We start from the raw sequence: 15,178 nt of genomic DNA, 5'->3' as shown, positions 1-15,178 counted from the left end.
GCTTACGGCGAAACTCCCTCTTGAGCCACCGATGCCTGCGCTGCCATACTGATCAAGGCCGCGTGTACTCAGCGCAGCGGTCGCGCCAGGGCTCCCAGTCAGGGCCCGCATGGTGATGCGGGGCCCGACCAACCCTGCTGATCGGATTGACCACCCGGATGAGTGGATCTACGGATCCAGTGATTCGAGTGATGTCAGTTCGAGAGCAGGTGAGGGGCATGACGGAACGCAAGACTGGATCGGTGGTGATCCGGACGGGTCGCCCGTCGACGCGCGATCGCGTCTATGCAGTCGATGACGTTGTCCGTTTCGACGCGCGCATCCCTGCCCTGCTGGCGAAGCGTCTCTACGACGCCGCACATGAATCGGGCCGTCCCGTGACGGCAGTGCACGCAGACCTCTTGGCGAAGGCTCTCGACGATGTCGATGGAGCCGCGATGGGCTGATCGCTTCGGCGCAGGACGCCGAACACGCGGCGGGTCCAGGAGCTGGAACTCCTGGACCCGATCGCCTCGCTGCAGCGGACCTACACCTCCGCTGATCTCGAAACACCCACCGCTCATTTGGGGGTACCTCTATGTCTCCAGCACGTCCAGAATTGGTTCACCCCAATGGCTCTGCGCCAGGCCGACGGCGGGCGCGACGGTCTGCGCCGTGACGAGACTGGACAGCTCCTGATCTACCAGGTCAAGTGGTCGGTAAACGGCAGGGAGAAGAACCCGGTCTCATGGCTCGAGCAGGTCGTGCGGGACGAGGAGGACAGCCTGCGCCGTCTCGCCGCAGAAGGAGTCCGCCAGACCTGATCTGCTCCTCGTCGAGCTCGTGCCCTGATGCGACCTCGCCGGCGTTCTTCACGCGCAAGCGGCTGACGACGGTCACCACGAAGGTCCTGCAGTCCGGGTCCTACCAGGCGGTGGACTCCTGGTCACTGGCGCACACGTTCCCCGACCCGGGTGACTCGGAGGACCCGATCCTGTGGCTGGACAAGATCACCCACTCGGGCAAGGTCGGCGGCACGACGACGCTGCCGGCGGTGGACTTCGGTGGCGTGCAGATGGCCAACCGAGTCGACCCGTCGGGCACCTTCATGCCGATGAACAGGTTCCGGCTGGCCACGATCCGCTCGGACTCCGGGGCGATGACCACGGTCACCTACTCGGGCGAGGACTGCACCACCGGCGACCTGCCCTCGGATCCGGCGACGAACACCCGCCGCTGCTTCCCGGTGCGCTGGACGCCTGAAGGGTTGACCGAACCGATCACCGAGTACTTCCACAAGTACCTGGTCACCGCTGTGGTCGACGACCCGCGCGGGTTACTGCCCGAGCAGGTCGAGACGACGTACGACTACATCGGCGGTGCCGCGTGGCGCTACAACGACGACCCGATGGTCAAGAAGAAGTACCGCACCTGGGGACAGTTCCGCGGATACGCCACGGTCGACGTCACCGAAGGGGAAGCGGGTAGCTCGACGCCGGGCCGCACCCGAACCCGGTACTTCCGCGGCATGGACGGTGACCGCGACACCTCGGGCGGGACGAAGTCCAAGAGTGTCGACGGCATCACCGATCGTGATCAGTTCGCCGGGATGGTGCGCGAGCAGATCACCTACAACGGCACCGGGTCCACGGTCGTGGAGAAGGTCGCCAACACCCCGTGGCGTTCGTCGCTGAAGGCGACCGACGCTGACGGGCGCAAGGCCTACCAGGCGGGCACCAGGGAGATCGTGACCACCACGGTCGCACCGAACCTGCCGGGCGGGCAGCGGGTGACCAAGAAGGTCAACACCTTCGACAGCTACGGCATGATCACCCACGTCGACGACCTCGGCGACACCAGCACCTCGGCCGACAACGAGTGCACCCGCATCACCTACAACCGCAACACGACCAAGCACATCATCAATGCCGTGCAGCGCACCGAGACCGTCGCGGTCAAGTGCGCCACCACGCCCTCGCGGCCGGCCGACGTCATCTCGGACACCCGAGACTGGTTCGACGGCTCCGGGTATGGCACAGCACCGACAAAGGGCCTGGTCACTCGCTCCGAGATGCTCAAGGCATACTCTGGCAGCACGCCCGCCTACGTCCCGGCCGCGCGGACCACATATGACGCGCTCGGCCGCGTCACGTCGGTCAAGGACGTCCTGGACCGCACCGCCAGCACCACTTACACCCCTGCCGGGGCAGGAGCGGTCACGTCGGTCCAGACCATGAGCCCCGACCCTGACGGGTCGGGGCCGCTGAGCGCGCACGTGACCACCACGGACATGAACCCGGCATGGGGTGTGCCCGTGAAGGTCACCGACCCCAACGGGAAGGTCACCCAGGCGACGTACGACGCGCTCGGGCGCCTTGCCAAGGTGTGGAAGCCGGGCCGGGACAAGGGCTCTGACACCCCGCACGTCGAGTACTCCTATACGGTGCGCGCTAGCGGCAACAACGCGGTCACGACCAAGTCGTCGGACGCGAACAACAACTACCGCACCTCGGTGGCGATCTACGACAGACTACTGCGCGAGCGGCAGACCCAGAGCGACGGCGCCAACCGCAACACCGGCGGCCGGGTCATCACCGGCACCGTGTACGACTCACGCGGGCTGGTGGAGTACGAGATCGCCGAGTGGGCCACGAGCGGGGCGCCGGCGACCACGGCAGTGGCTGCCACCGCTGCCGTGCCGACCCGCACACACTTCGACTACGACGGCGCCGGACGCGTCACCGATGAGATCTTCGAGGTCAACGAGGTCGAGCAGTGGCGCACGACCACCAGCTACGGCGGTGACCGAGTCACGGTCGACCCCCCGGCCGGCGGCACCCCGACCACCTCGATCTCCGATGCCCGCGGACGCACCACCACGCTGCGTCAGTACCTTGGAGGATCGCCCAGCGGTTCCCACCAGGACACCAGCTACGACTACGACAAGACCGGCAACCTCACCGAGGTCAGCGACGTCGAGGGCAACGAGTGGACGTATGAGTTCGACTTGCTTGGCCGTCAGATCGAGGCGACCGACCCGGACAAGGGCACCACGACGTCCACGTTCGACGACGCCGGACAGACGCTGACGACCACCGACGCGCGCGGTGAGACCCTCGCCTACGTCTACGACAACCTGGGACGCAAGACCGAGCGGCGCACCGGCTCGGCCACGGGCGACCTGCTGGCCTCCTGGGAGTACGACACCGTCGCCAAGGGTCAGGTGACCTCGAGCACCCGGCACGTCGGCTCGGCCAAGTACGTCACCGAGGTCACGTCGTACGACGACGCCTACCGCCCATCCGGGCAGAGCGTGACTCTGCCCTCGGCCGAAGGAGCCCTGGCCGGCACCTACTCGGCGAGCCTGCACTACACCGACTCGGGCCACTACCGCGGGGCCGCACTGCCAGACCTGGCGAACCTCAACGCCGAGAACGTCGTGACCTACTACGACGAGGCCGGCATGGCCGAATGGATGTCCGGCGGGGGGCGGCAAGGGCGTCTACGTCGCGACCACCCGATACACCTCGACCGGCCAGATCGAGGCGATGGACCTGGGCAACACCCGCTCCTTCGTCGTGACCAACGACTACGACCCCGGCACCCGCCGGCTGACCAGCATCAGCCTGGATCAGGAAGGCGTCTCCGGCACCGACCTGGCCGCGAGCTACACCTACGACGACGCCGGCAACGTCACCCGCATCAACAACAACCCCACCGCCACCGGCGCCCCGGCACGCGACACCCAATGCTTCGACTACGACGGGCTGCGCCGACTGACCTCGGCCTGGACCCCGTCCACCGGCTCATGCGTTACCACCAAGTCCGTGGCGGGGCTCGGCGGGCCGGCCAAGTACTGGACCGACTACACCTACGACCCCATCGGCAACCGCACCCAGGTCACCGAGCACACCACCTCTGGTGCCACCACGGCGGACTACACCTACCCCGCCGCCGGGCAAGCTCGACCCCACGCGGTCACCGAGGTCACCCAAGGCAGTGATGTCAGCACCTACACATACGACGAAGCTGGCAACACCACCGAGCGAGACCTCACAGGACAGACCGCACAGACCCTGACCTGGGACCCCGAGGGCGAGCTGACCGAGGTCACCCAATCGGGCAAGGCTGCGGCGAGCTTCGTCTACACCGCCGACGGTGACCGACTGATCCGCAAGCAGGACGACACCACGACGGCCTATCTACCTGGCGGACAGGAGCTCACCCTGACGCCCGGTGGTACCAAGAAGGCGACGCGCTACTACTCCTTCGCCGGCCAGACCGTCGCCGTGCGCGACGGCACCTCCATGGACGACGTGTCCACCCTGGTCGGGGACCACCACGGCACCGCCGGACTGTCCATCACCAACGTCAGCGCCACCACCACACACCGCTACAGCACACCGTTCGGCGACACCCGCGGCACCACCCCCGCCACATGGACCGGCGACCACGGCTTCCTCGACAAACCCGAAGACACCACCGGCCTGACCGCCATCGGAGCCCGCTACTACGACCCTGACCTGGGCAGGTTCATCTCCGTTGATCCGGTCATGGACCCTTCGGACCCCCAGCAGTGGCACGGATACGCCTATTCGAACAACAACCCGTCACTTGGTCCGACCCCACAGGGATGTGGTGGGAAGCCCTCCCGGTCGACAACCGCGTCAAGGCCGGTCCTGTCACTGCGTCGCGGGACTCCGCAGATGGTCTCCTCGGCGGGCCTTCATGCCGCTACGCGTCCTGCGACGGGCTCGCAAATGGTGGTGAATTCGAAGACCCCTACTTCAGCAACGGAGCTGGCTACGAACTCCAGCAAGCCGTAACCAAGGCGCGCAACACTCGCTTCAATGAAGAACTAACACCTGGCACCCTGGAGACCTTGGCTGACATTGCTCAGGCTCAGGCATATACCGCACCGCAATGGGTGCACACGGGACTCGACACAGTTGGATTGGTGCCAGGTGTGGGCGAGCCGACTGATCTCGTCAACTGTCTCCTTTACGGGGCAGGCGGCGACACGACCAACGCCGGAATCTCATGTGGCGGCGCGGTCACGGGCATCGGATCTGCGGCCACCGGTGGAAGACTCATTGCCAAGACTGGTGCCGACGCTGCGCTCGGCAATATGCCCGCGCTTCCCAAGGAGCTCGCCGGAGGAAAAGCCGAGGTTGTCATCTATAAAGGAATCGATGACAGCGGAACCGAGGTCTATGCCGGAATCACCAACAACTTCGAAAAGCGATCGTATCAGCATCGCGACCGAGACTTCACTCCCGCGAAGATTAGCGACGAACTTCTTACGCGTGGCGAGGCTCGTTCAGTCGAGCAAGCGCTCATTGTCCGCGCCCGAGAGGGCGGGCTGAACTATCAGAATAAGAGAAACGAAATATCGCCGAAGCACGATTACTACCTCGACGCTGTAGTATGGGGAGAATCATGGCTCCAGCAGAGAGGGTTGTAGTGGTAGACACTCGCACCAACCTCAAGGTCCTCAAGCCGTCGCGCAAGAAGGTTCGGCGTGGCGACATGTTCCGCATGCAACTTCCGGATAACACCTACCTGTTTGGCAGGGTGATCGGCACGCCGGAAGACACTGACGCGCCACTAATCGGGCCTATATACTTCATATACATCTACTCCTACCGGTCCACCACAGGAGAATTGCCTGAGCCTGGCCATTTGAGCCCCAGTGCACTGCTGATCGCACCAGTATTCACCAACAGGCTAGCTTGGACCGATGGCGTATTTGAGACTATTTGGTCTGCAATGCTAACCGACGAGGATAAACTCAATCAGCACTGCTTCTGGACTTCCAATCCTGATCGCTACTACGACGAATTCGGGAATGAGTTGGCGGAACGCTCGGAGCCATGCGCGTTACTTGGCGTGACAAGCTATAGGACAATCGACGACCGCATCAGCAAGGCGCTTGGCATTCCGCCCTTCACGGGGCGGGGCTGACTTAACCTGACGTCCGCGAGGGATTTGATGTACCTCGGTTGCCACTAAACTTGGAGCATTTGACCCTCCTATCGCTGAAGCCAATTCGCCTGCATCTGCCCAGGCACCACCCGATGGCGATGCTCTCGCGCACGAAGCCGGCGACGACCGGCTCCGCCGAGAGGCTGCAATCCTCGCCGCGACCATGGGACGTCTCGAGAATGCCCGTGTCATCGCCCGAGCGCTCGGAGATCCGTTCGTTACCCACACTGTCGAGGGCTGGTCAGCGTTCATCGACGAGGACCTCGAGCGGGCCGAGGCAGCGTGGCTGAACGCATGGGCCAACGCACCCGACGACACCGCTCGGCTCCAGACCGCCTCGTCGCTGGCGCCCCTTGGGCGGAGCCTGCCGGACCTCGGCACACTGCCGGATGGCTACGGCCAAGCAATTGAACGGATCCGCACCGTTTACGACGTCATGAGTGCTTCCGACCCTGACATGACACTGCTGCGGGCCCGAGCCTCGGATTCAGAGGAGCTCACTGTCTTCCTCGCGGAGCACCTCATCGCCCAGGACGAGCCGATCCAAGCCGCCGGAGTGCTTGAGGCTGGCGCTGCTCGATGGAACCACGCCCTGATGATGAAGATGGCCGCGTTGCGGTACCTGGCAGCCGGCTCCTACCAGAAAGCGTACGACGTCGCTGCGACCGCTCTGTCAATGGGGGGTAAGGCGTGGGCCGGCCGAGTCGAGTGCCTGTCCGTCCAGTTCAACGCCCTTGAGTCCCTCGGCGAATTCCAACGCTCGCTACCGCTCGCCCGCGAGATGGCCGCCATAGCTCCGGAGAACCTCACGATCCGCTGGGCCCTGGTCCGCGCCGGGAAGGGTCCCGACGCCTGGGCAGCGCTGACCTACAACGGGAAGGCGGCAGAACCCCGCAACGCCGATGATGCCCGGACCTGGGTCGGGCTCGCCGCCGAGAACGACGACAGCGTCGAGTTCATCCAGCGTTCCCTGGAAATGATGAGCACATGGCAGGACGAGCCCGATCTGGTTGGCGCCTTCCTCATTCAGATCTACTCCGGGCTCCAGCGCCACGAACGCGACGTCGCCGAAGCCGACCTCGCCGAACTTCACAAGGCCACCAACGAATTCACCGAGGCACATCCCGACAACGCAGTCTTCAGGAAGTTCACCCTCGACGAGGACGACCTCCTGGGCTCGGCCGATCCCGTGCGTGACCTCGGGGCGGACGCCGACCTCGACAACGTCAACTCCGTCACCAGCGACGACGTACCGGCCCGGGGAGATCCCGGATCCCCACCCGGATCACCACCCCGGGTAGGGTGCCTGCGCCTCGGACCGCCGCTGCGGGAAGGCCGCGACCGTGAGGCGACGCAGTCCGGTCGCGAGCACGCGGTGGGCGCAGAACCCTCCCGCTCGGACCCTCGAAGTCGTCACGTCGACGGTCACGACCCGGCCGGGCGCCTCGAGCAAGCGGGTGAACGTCGAGCCGGTCGGCGGCGCCCCGTCCGGCTCGGCGCCCGGACCGGTGTCTGGCTGCGTCCGTCGTCGCACCTGCCTGACCACGTCCGGGTCCAGACCGTACTGCACGTGGCACATCGGGTCGATCATGCGGCGACGATCGGCGAAGGCCGCACCGTAGTGTCGCTGCGGGTCGTGCGCCGCCAGGCCGGCCACGCCTCCGTTCCCCAGCTCAGGGGCACGCCGGATCAGGCTGTCCGGCCGCGCCAGGTCGCTCGCGGAGGCATGCTGGACCAACGCCTCCCAGACGGCGCCCTCGGCCGCGACGGCGGGGTCCTCGTGGCACGCGTACCCGAGCGCGACGACGTCCTGCTCCCGGTCGTCGGCGACGGCCAGCCGCACGGGGACGCCGGACGGCGACGGGACGGCGAGGACGCGGAGCGCCACCGGGGCGTCGTCGTCGCGCACCTGCGGCGGCAGCGCGACGTCGCGCAGGGCAGGCCCGTCGTCGTACCACCAGCGGGCCACGGCGTCCTGGGCAAGCAGCCGCCCCGCGGCCCGGTCCAGCGCCTCGCTCCGGTCCTGGCCCGCCTCGAGGCCGACCAGGTTGTGCCCGTTCGTCGCCGCCAGCCCGACGAGCCTGCTGGCGAGGTAGCCGGCGTGCACGAGGCTGAACGGGACCCAGCAGGGCGCCGTCGTCGCACCGAGGTGCTCGGTGCCCTGCAGCCACCAGGTCGGGGCACCGGGCGCGACCGGGCGGAAGGGGAAGCCGGGCAGGGTCTGCAGTGCTGGGTCGTGCGGCCGCCACTCCCGGACGCCGAGCAGTCGCTCCCCGGCATCGCGCAGCTCGCGGTCCGTCGCCCGGCGCAGCTCGCCCTGGCCGAGCCAGGCCCCGCACAGGTGCGCCAGACCGGACAGCACCGCGGCACGCTCGGCGTCCTGCCCGTCGAGCGCCCCGGCCGGGGCGAGGAGGTCGGGCTGCCACCGTGGGTCGACGCTCGCCAGGGTGGGCAGCTCGGCGTGCAGGTGCACGAAGGCCCGCGGGGCCCGCGCGTCCGGCGCCCGGCGCACCACCCGGCGGAGCAGCCCCGTCACCGGGTCGACGGTGGGTGGCGGCTCGACGACGTGCGGCTCCCAGCCGCCGGAGGTCCAGCGTTCGAGCACGCCGGGGGCGGGACCGGTCTCGGACGCGTCTGACGGCGGGGCGTGCCGTGGCGCCGCGGGTTTGGCGTGGACGACACGCACCGGGTCCTCGACGAGCGCCTCCGCCTGGTCCGCGTCGGCGATCGTCGCGCGCAGGACGGCGGACACCGTCCCGGCGAGCGCCGCGGCCCCACCCGCACGCAGGCGGAGGCGGTAGGTCGCGCCGGCGAACGGCCAGCGGACCACCCGCCCCGGTGTACCGCCTGCGCTGTCCGTGCGGTAGGCACCGTCGGCGCCGTCCCCGTCGAGCGCGGCCGCGATGCGCTCCAGGTGTCGCACGCTCGTGGCGACCTCGTCGGTGCCCACCGGAGGTCCGGCAGGCGCGGCGGCACCACCACGGTCCGCGAGGGTGGCGAGCGCGGACCGTGCCGCCTCGCCGTCGAGGTCGTGCGGGCCGACGTCGAGCACCCACCGCCGGCCGTCGTCCCGGGCGACGACCACCCGGTCGTCGCCCAGCCGGTGCACCGCCAGGCTCATGCGTGCGGGACCGGGAAGACGTTCAGCTCGGACTCTGCCAGCGCCGTCGTCCGCCAGCCGAGCTCCACCGCGAGGTCCTGCACGCGGCGTCCGCCGAGGAACGGGAACGCCGCCGGGGCGTTGCCGACCGTGCCGGGCACGATCGCCCGCACGACCCGCATGCCGGTGGAGGCGACGTCGGGGGAGGTGATGTCGACGACGACCACCTCGTGCCCCGCGGCCTCCAGGGCGGCCTGGTAGGCGGCCGGCGTGCGCTCGGTCAGGGACGGCGTGTCGGCGAGGGTGCGGGTGACGGGCCGCTCCAGCAGGGGCGCCACCCGGGCGACGGCGCGCGGGTCGAGGTGCACCTGCTGCTGGACCATGAGGTCGTCGCAGTCGCGCATGTCCGCGCGGTAGGAGTCGAGGTACCGGCGGTCGGCGCGCCACGGCTTGAACGAGCGGCTGTTCAGCTCGCCGCGTCGCATGGCGTCCCAGTGGGCGCCGTCGGCCCGCAGCAGGTCGCGGCTGCCTTCCTGCAGCGTGCAGGCCTCCGTCCAGGCCTTCGACGCCGCCGCCTCGGGGGTGTCCCGGCAGGCGAACCCGACGTTGACGAGCGTGTCGACGTCGTTGTGCAGCACGCCCGCGGCGACCGGCACGCCGAACTCGTTGTCCAGCATGACCAGGCTGGGCCGCTGTCCGTGCTCGGCCGGGACGTCGTCCCAGACGTGCGCGAGGTCACCGGGGTCGGTCGCGTCGATCGGGTGGGCGTTGAGCCACCACACCATGGTCACGTGGCGCTCGATGATCTCCTCGAGCGCGGAGGTGACCGCGTAGTCCAGGCTGGGCCCGGCGGCGATGCCCGCGAAGGGGCAGAAGTTGGTCACCGGGGCGGCGGAGTACCCGGCCGTGAACCAGTTGACGTACACCATGCTGGCGGGCACGAGGAGCTCCTCGCCGGTGGTCAGCGACCGCCCGGGCACCCAGTGCATCGCCAGGTCGGGCGCCATCCGGACGAACGGGAACCCCGGCGTGTCGTACTGCGCGTCGGAGTAGAGCACCAGCGACGCCGGGTCGAGGGCTCGCGTGCTGCGCCGGCGCAGGTTCGTGTAGCTGTCGAACGTGACCGGCAGCGTGTCGAGCAGGTTGCCGCAGTACCGTTCGGCGGCCTCGCCGACGGCGCTGGCCCGGGCCTGCACCGGATCACCGAACGCCGACCCCTGGCAGGAGGTGTTGTTGGCCCAGCGCGAGACACGACGCATGTTGCACACGTCGCTCTGGGCGGTCGCCAGCGACGGCGGGAGGCTGGGGTGGTGCGTGACGTCCCGGGTCCGTTGCACCAGGCCGGTCACCGGGTCGACGAGATCGTCGATCGTGTGCGGCCGCGAGCCGCTGAGCACGCGCGCGGGCAGCGGCAGCACCGGGTGCACGCTCACCGTGCCGTCGGCGGCGATCTGCCAGACCTGGTCGCCCACGGGGTCGCGTGGCGGGCCGTCGAGCCCCGCGCCACCGGGCTCGTCGGCGTCCCGCGGGGCCTCGTCGCGTCCCCGCGAGGCCAGCAGCGCCAGGGCGGTGCGCAGCGCGTCGCCGAGATGCCGGGGTGGGCTGCCGGCGTCGCCCCCGACGGCGGGCGACCGCAGCGCGCGGTGGGCCTCGGCGTCGTAGGCGGCGGCGGTGCGCCGGTCGGCGAGGTCCTCGTAGCTCGCGCCGAGACCGGGTTCGACGAAGGGGCCGAGCCAGATGACGGACCGCGTCACCTCGAGGGCGACCCACGGGGTGCGGGCGTCCGAGCAGAGCCGGTCCAGGGCGACGAGCGTGGCGTCGTCGCCGCCACGGACGGCGTACACGAGGAGCTCGCCGGTGCGGAAGGCCCGGTGGACCACCCGTTGCCACTCGGTCGCGGGCACGGCGCGGACCGGGAGGTCCGGCAGGTCGGCCGCACCGACGGCCTGGAGGGCGGCGACGACGTCCGGGTCGCCGGCCAGCAGCAGGTCACCGGGCCGGGCGTCCGCCCCGTCGAGGTCGTCGTCCGCGGGCGGGTGCTCGCCCAGGTCGACGCCGCGTGCACTGCTGGGGGTGAACGCGCCGTCGCGGTCCAGCACCTCTCGCAGCACGGCCGTGGCTTCTTCCCAGCCCTCCGGCAGGGCGGGGCTGGGCTGCCCGGTGGCCCAGGCGTCGATGATCTGCAGCACCTGGCCCGCCGGGACGTCGAGCACGAACGACGATCCGGCGGGCGTGGTGACGAGGCAGCGGTCCGCCGGCAGCGGGCGGACCTCCACGCGGGGGGTGAGGGTGACCGAGGGGGACGGCACGGGCGGGGTCCTTTCGGGGGCGGACGGCGGGGACGACGGCGCGGGACGGGCGGGGCGGTTGCCCCCGGCACGCGGCCGGGGGCAACCTTCACCTGGTCAGGACCAGGCGAACGCGGTCGAGACGTGACCGTGGTTGTTGGCGTTCGGGGCCAGGATCTGGTCCTCGGACCGCTCCGTCGCCACCTCGACGAGGGTGATCGTCTTCATGGGTGATCGTTCCTTCCTTCTTCTCGGGACGAGCCGACCGGGACGGCCGGCTCGGGTTCACCGGCGACGCTCTGAGCGAGCAGGCGCCGGTAGCTGGGTGAGCTCTGCAGCAGCTCGGTGTGGCGGCCGTCGGCGACGATGCGGCCGTCGGCGAGCAGCACGACCCGGTCGGCACGCCGGATCGTGGAGATGCGGTGGGCGATGACGAGCGTGGTGCGGCGCCATCTCGCGACGGTGTCGGCGAGGTCCTGCTCGCCGACGGCGTCGAGGTGCGCGGAGGCCTCGTCGAGGACGAGGACGGCCGGGTCCCGCAGGAGCGCCTGTGCGACGGACAGGCGCTGGCGCTGCCCGCCCGACAGGGTCGAGCCGCGGTCGCCCAGGGGTGTGTCGAGGCCGTCGGGCCTGCCACGGAGCGTCTCGGCGAGGCCGGCGTCGTCGAGCGCCCGCCACAGGTCGGCGTCGGTGGCCGTGGGGGTGGCGAGCAGCAGGTTGCTGCGGACGGTGCCGCGGAAGACGAACGGGTGCTGCGACACCAGCGCGACCCGGCGGCGCAGCTCGTCGGCGGGCAGGGAGTCGATGCGGCGTCCGTCGAGCAGGATCTGACCGGCCTGCGGCTCCCACAGGCGGGTGAGCAGCCGGGCGACGGTGGTCTTGCCGGCCCCGGAGCCGCCCACGACGGCGAGGTGCTGGCCCGCCTCGACCTTCAGGTCGAGGCCGTCGAGCACGACCGGCCCGTCGGCGTAGGCGAAGCGCACGCTGCTGAGGTGCAGGTGCCCGCGGGGGGACGACGGCGGGTCCGCGGACGCGCCGGGCACGTCGTCCCCGGCCCGGGCCGCGTCCGGCTCGGCCGCGGCGGGACCGGCCGAGGCCCTCGCCCGGTCGCCCTCGTCGACGAGGTCGAGCACCCGCTGCGCCGCGGCGGACATCTCGCCGAGGCGTTGCACCATGGCGAAGGCGCCGGCCGCGGGAGCGACCGCTGCGGCGACCAGCACCGTCGCCGGCGGGATCAGCACGGGGGCGAGCTCCCCGGCGAGGGAACCCTGCACGAGGGAGGCGAGGAACAGCAGGCTGGTGGCCGCCACCACGAGGTCCGCGAGAGCCGACTCGCCGGCGGAGCGCAGGGCGAACCGGAGCTTCGCGGCCTGGACCGCACGGGTGCCGGCCAGCACCTGGGCGCGGTGGTGTCGCGTCAGGTCGAGCGCGGCCAGCTCGCGCCGCGCCTGCGCCCCCTCGAAGGCGACGGCCTGCAGGCTGCCGAGCTCCCGGCGGATCGCCGTGCCCTGGCGTCGCTGCAGGCCCGCGAACAGCCAGGGGACTGCGAGCAGGAGCCCCACGCCGACGGTGACGATCAGGCCGCGCGGACCCACCATGGCCACCAGCGCCACCGAGACGAGCGCCGGGGAGACGACGGCGTTGACGCCCGCGCCGAGGGTGTGGGCGTAGAACCACTCCAGGGTCTCGACGTCGTTCATCGCCGTCCCGGCGACCTCGCCCGCCCGGCGTCGTCCCGACCGCGCCGGGACGATCTGCTCCACCGCGTCGTAGACCCGCACGCGCAGCGCGTCGATCACGCGGTAGGCGAGCACGTGGCTGAGCCAGGACTCCACCCAGGTCAGGACGGCGACGGCGACCACGGTGGCCAGCAGCGCGACCAGCAGCACCCCCACCGGCGACGTGGACGTGGACGAGGACGTCACGAGCGCGGCGACGGCGGTGCTGATCCCGGCGGCGGCGGCCGTGGCCAGCTGGAACCCGGTCATCGCGGCGGTCGAGCGCAGGAACAGCGAGCCTTCTCCGCGCACCTCACCGAGCAGGCGCAGGACGGGTCCTAGCAGGGTGCCGGTCGTGCCGGTCGTGGGTGCGGCGCTCATGCGGCGATCCCCTCGGTCTGGGCGGCGTGGAGCCGCGCGAAGAGGCCGTCGGCAGCGACCAGCTCGTCGTAGGTGCCGTCCTCCACGACGCGGCCCCCGTCGAGCACCACGATCCGGTCCGCGTCACGGACCGCGCCCAGGCGGTGGGCGATGATCAGCAGGGTCCCGGCGTCGTCCGCGCCGCGCAGCGCGGTGAGCAGGCGGCGCTCGCGGTCCGCGTCGAGGGCGGAGGACGCCTCGTCGAGGACCAGCACGGGCGAGCGGCGCAGCAGCGCCCGGGCGATCGCCACGCGTTGGCGCTGACCGCCCGAGAGCAGGCCTCCACCCTCGCCGACGGGGGCGTCGAGGCCGGCACCGGCGGGTCCGACGAGCTCCGCGGCCTGCGCCTGCCCCAGCGCGGCGGCGAGCTCGGCGTCGTCGGCCGCAGGGGCCACGACCGTCAGGTTGTCGCGGACGGTGCCCGCGAACAGGACGGGGTCCTGGGAGACGAGCGTGACCGGGGGCACGCCGTCGGCGGCGCGCACGGCGACAGTTCCGGACTCGGGTGCGAGGAGACCGAGGACGAGGTTTGCGACGGTCGACTTGCCGGCGCCGGACGGGCCGACGACCGCCGTCGTCGACCCGGACCGCACGCGCAGGGTGAGGCCGTCCACGGCGGGCTCTTCGGCACCGGGGTAGCGGACCCGGACGTCGACCATCTCGACGGCGGCCTCCGGGTCCTGCGGGGCACCGATGGCCGTGCCGGTCGGGCGCGGGCGTGACGCTGCCGCCTGCGCCGGGTCAGCAAGCTGGTCCAGCAGCCGGGAGCCCGCCGAGACGCCGAGGTAGCCGGCGTGCCAGTGGTTGGCCAGGTCCCGGAACGGGCGGAACACCTCGAACCCGATGAGCGTCACCGCGAACAGGGAGGGTGCGGCCAGCTCGCCGGTCGTGACGCGCAGGACGCCGACGGAGAGCACCAGCGCCGGGCCGGCGACGAGGAGGAACCCGGTGAGGCCGGACTCTGCCAGGGACAAGCGCAGCTGGTGCAGGGTGGACCGCAGCAGGCGTGCGCTGCCCGCGACGAGCTCCTCGCGTCGTCGGCCCGAGGCGCCGAGCAGCTTGAGCGTCTCCATCCCGCGCATCGAGTCCACGACGTCGGCGTGCATCCCGGCGTACGCGTCCCAGTGGTCGTCCCCGCGCGACCGCAGCGCCCGGTCCCACAGTCGGGGCAGGAGCGGCACGACGGCGGCGGTCAGCCCGGCGACCAGCCCGACCACGGGGTCGATCGCGACCAGGATCGCCACGGTGGCCGCGGCCGTGGCGGCCGTGACGAGCACCTGGGGCACGTAGCGGGTGACGTAGGGCTCGAGGTTCTCCACGCCGTCGACCAGCAGGGAGTGGCGCCCGCCGAGGTTCTCGGTGGGGCGGGCGAACGGGCCGCGGGCGGCGTCGGCGTCGAGCAGGGCCGCGCGCAGCCGGCGCTTGGTCCGGCCGGCGACGGCGTGGGCGCACAGCTCGCGCAGCGCGGTGGCGGCGGGCCGGAGCAGGAGCGCCGTGGCGAGGAGCGCGAACGGGCACGTCAGCGCGGCGAGATCCTGGCCCGCCAGGATCCCGGCGAACAGGCGCGACATGGCGATCGCCTGGGCGATCGCCAGGGCGCTGAGAACGAGCCCGACGACGGCGCAGAGCAGCTGGCCACCGGCGACGGACCGGGTGAGGCGGAGGAGGCGGAGGTGGATCATCCAACC

The 15,178-nt window shown here is 70.7% G+C and carries 11 protein-coding genes; 6 read left to right on the top strand and 5 right to left on the bottom strand.

Translation table 11 applies throughout. The features are described from left to right. The first annotated feature begins 218 nt into the window (after positions 1-218). From UQW22_RS05475 to UQW22_RS05450, 6 genes are all read left to right on the top strand, one after another. The gene (locus UQW22_RS05475; RefSeq protein WP_407319897.1) at positions 219-446 is read left to right on the top strand and encodes a mechanosensitive ion channel protein MscS; all 228 of its coding nucleotides are present in this window, start codon (positions 219-221) and stop codon (positions 444-446) included. 165 nt (positions 447-611) lie between these two features. After that, positions 612-803: a hypothetical protein gene (locus UQW22_RS05470; RefSeq protein ID WP_407319896.1), complete on the top strand. Its 192-nt coding sequence runs from the start codon at positions 612-614 to the stop codon at positions 801-803. A gap of 110 nt (positions 804-913) precedes the next feature. Further along, on the top strand, positions 914-3,982 hold the full coding sequence (locus tag UQW22_RS05465; protein ID WP_407319895.1) for a hypothetical protein: 3,069 nt from the start codon (positions 914-916) through the stop codon (positions 3,980-3,982). A gap of 304 nt (positions 3,983-4,286) precedes the next feature. Further along, positions 4,287-4,805: an RHS repeat-associated core domain-containing protein gene (locus UQW22_RS05460; RefSeq protein WP_407320728.1), complete on the top strand. Its 519-nt coding sequence runs from the start codon at positions 4,287-4,289 to the stop codon at positions 4,803-4,805. A gap of 56 nt (positions 4,806-4,861) precedes the next feature. Then, a complete protein-coding gene (locus UQW22_RS05455; RefSeq protein ID WP_407319894.1) occupies positions 4,862-5,443 on the top strand; it encodes a hypothetical protein in 582 nt (193 codons plus the stop codon). Beyond that, the gene (locus UQW22_RS05450) at positions 5,419-5,943 is read left to right on the top strand and encodes an immunity 26/phosphotriesterase HocA family protein (RefSeq protein ID WP_407319893.1); all 525 of its coding nucleotides are present in this window, start codon (positions 5,419-5,421) and stop codon (positions 5,941-5,943) included. The genes UQW22_RS05455 and UQW22_RS05450 overlap by 25 nt, the downstream gene beginning before the upstream one ends. A gap of 784 nt (positions 5,944-6,727) precedes the next feature. Here the strand turns inward: UQW22_RS05450 and UQW22_RS05445 are convergent. The 5 genes from UQW22_RS05445 to UQW22_RS05425 all read right to left on the bottom strand — a co-directional run bounded on the left by UQW22_RS05445 (position 6,728) and on the right by UQW22_RS05425 (position 15,172). Then, entirely contained in the window at positions 6,728-7,057 is a 330-nt protein-coding gene (locus tag UQW22_RS05445) for a hypothetical protein (protein WP_407319892.1), read from the bottom strand. 192 nt (positions 7,058-7,249) lie between these two features. After that, positions 7,250-9,085, bottom strand: coding sequence for a YcaO-like family protein (locus UQW22_RS05440; protein WP_407319891.1), 1,836 nt, complete (start codon positions 9,083-9,085; stop codon positions 7,250-7,252). Next, on the bottom strand, positions 9,082-11,373 hold the full coding sequence (locus UQW22_RS05435) for a YcaO-like family protein (protein WP_407319890.1): 2,292 nt from the start codon (positions 11,371-11,373) through the stop codon (positions 9,082-9,084). Before UQW22_RS05435 ends, UQW22_RS05440 begins: the two co-directional genes overlap by 4 nt. Before the next feature lie 203 nt (positions 11,374-11,576). Beyond that, positions 11,577-13,451, bottom strand: coding sequence for an ABC transporter ATP-binding protein (locus tag UQW22_RS05430; protein ID WP_407319889.1), 1,875 nt, complete (start codon positions 13,449-13,451; stop codon positions 11,577-11,579). After that, a complete protein-coding gene (locus UQW22_RS05425; RefSeq protein ID WP_407319888.1) occupies positions 13,448-15,172 on the bottom strand; it encodes an ATP-binding cassette domain-containing protein in 1,725 nt (574 codons plus the stop codon). Before UQW22_RS05425 ends, UQW22_RS05430 begins: the two co-directional genes overlap by 4 nt. Between the last annotated feature and the right edge of the window lie 6 nt (positions 15,173-15,178).

It is taken from the genome of Isoptericola halotolerans (assembly GCF_045689585.1).
In the GTDB taxonomy this organism is placed as follows: domain Bacteria; phylum Actinomycetota; class Actinomycetes; order Actinomycetales; family Cellulomonadaceae; genus Isoptericola; species Isoptericola halotolerans_B.
This window is presented reverse-complemented; position numbering and strand designations above follow the sequence as displayed.

Excerpts from the sequence above, each read along its gene's own strand:
- UQW22_RS05475 (WP_407319897.1), top strand. The coding sequence starts at position 219 with ATGACGGAACGCAAGACTGGATCGGTGGTGATCCGGACGGGTCGCCCG.
- UQW22_RS05470 (WP_407319896.1), top strand. The coding sequence starts at position 612 with ATGGCTCTGCGCCAGGCCGACGGCGGGCGCGACGGTCTGCGCCGTGAC.
- UQW22_RS05460 (WP_407320728.1), top strand. The coding sequence starts at position 4,287 with ATGGACGACGTGTCCACCCTGGTCGGGGACCACCACGGCACCGCCGGA.
- UQW22_RS05450 (WP_407319893.1), top strand. The coding sequence starts at position 5,419 with ATGGCTCCAGCAGAGAGGGTTGTAGTGGTAGACACTCGCACCAACCTC.
- UQW22_RS05440 (WP_407319891.1), bottom strand. The coding sequence starts at position 9,085 with ATGAGCCTGGCGGTGCACCGGCTGGGCGACGACCGGGTGGTCGTCGCC.
- UQW22_RS05430 (WP_407319889.1), bottom strand. The coding sequence starts at position 13,451 with ATGAGCGCCGCACCCACGACCGGCACGACCGGCACCCTGCTAGGACCC.
- UQW22_RS05425 (WP_407319888.1), bottom strand. The coding sequence starts at position 15,172 with ATGATCCACCTCCGCCTCCTCCGCCTCACCCGGTCCGTCGCCGGTGGC.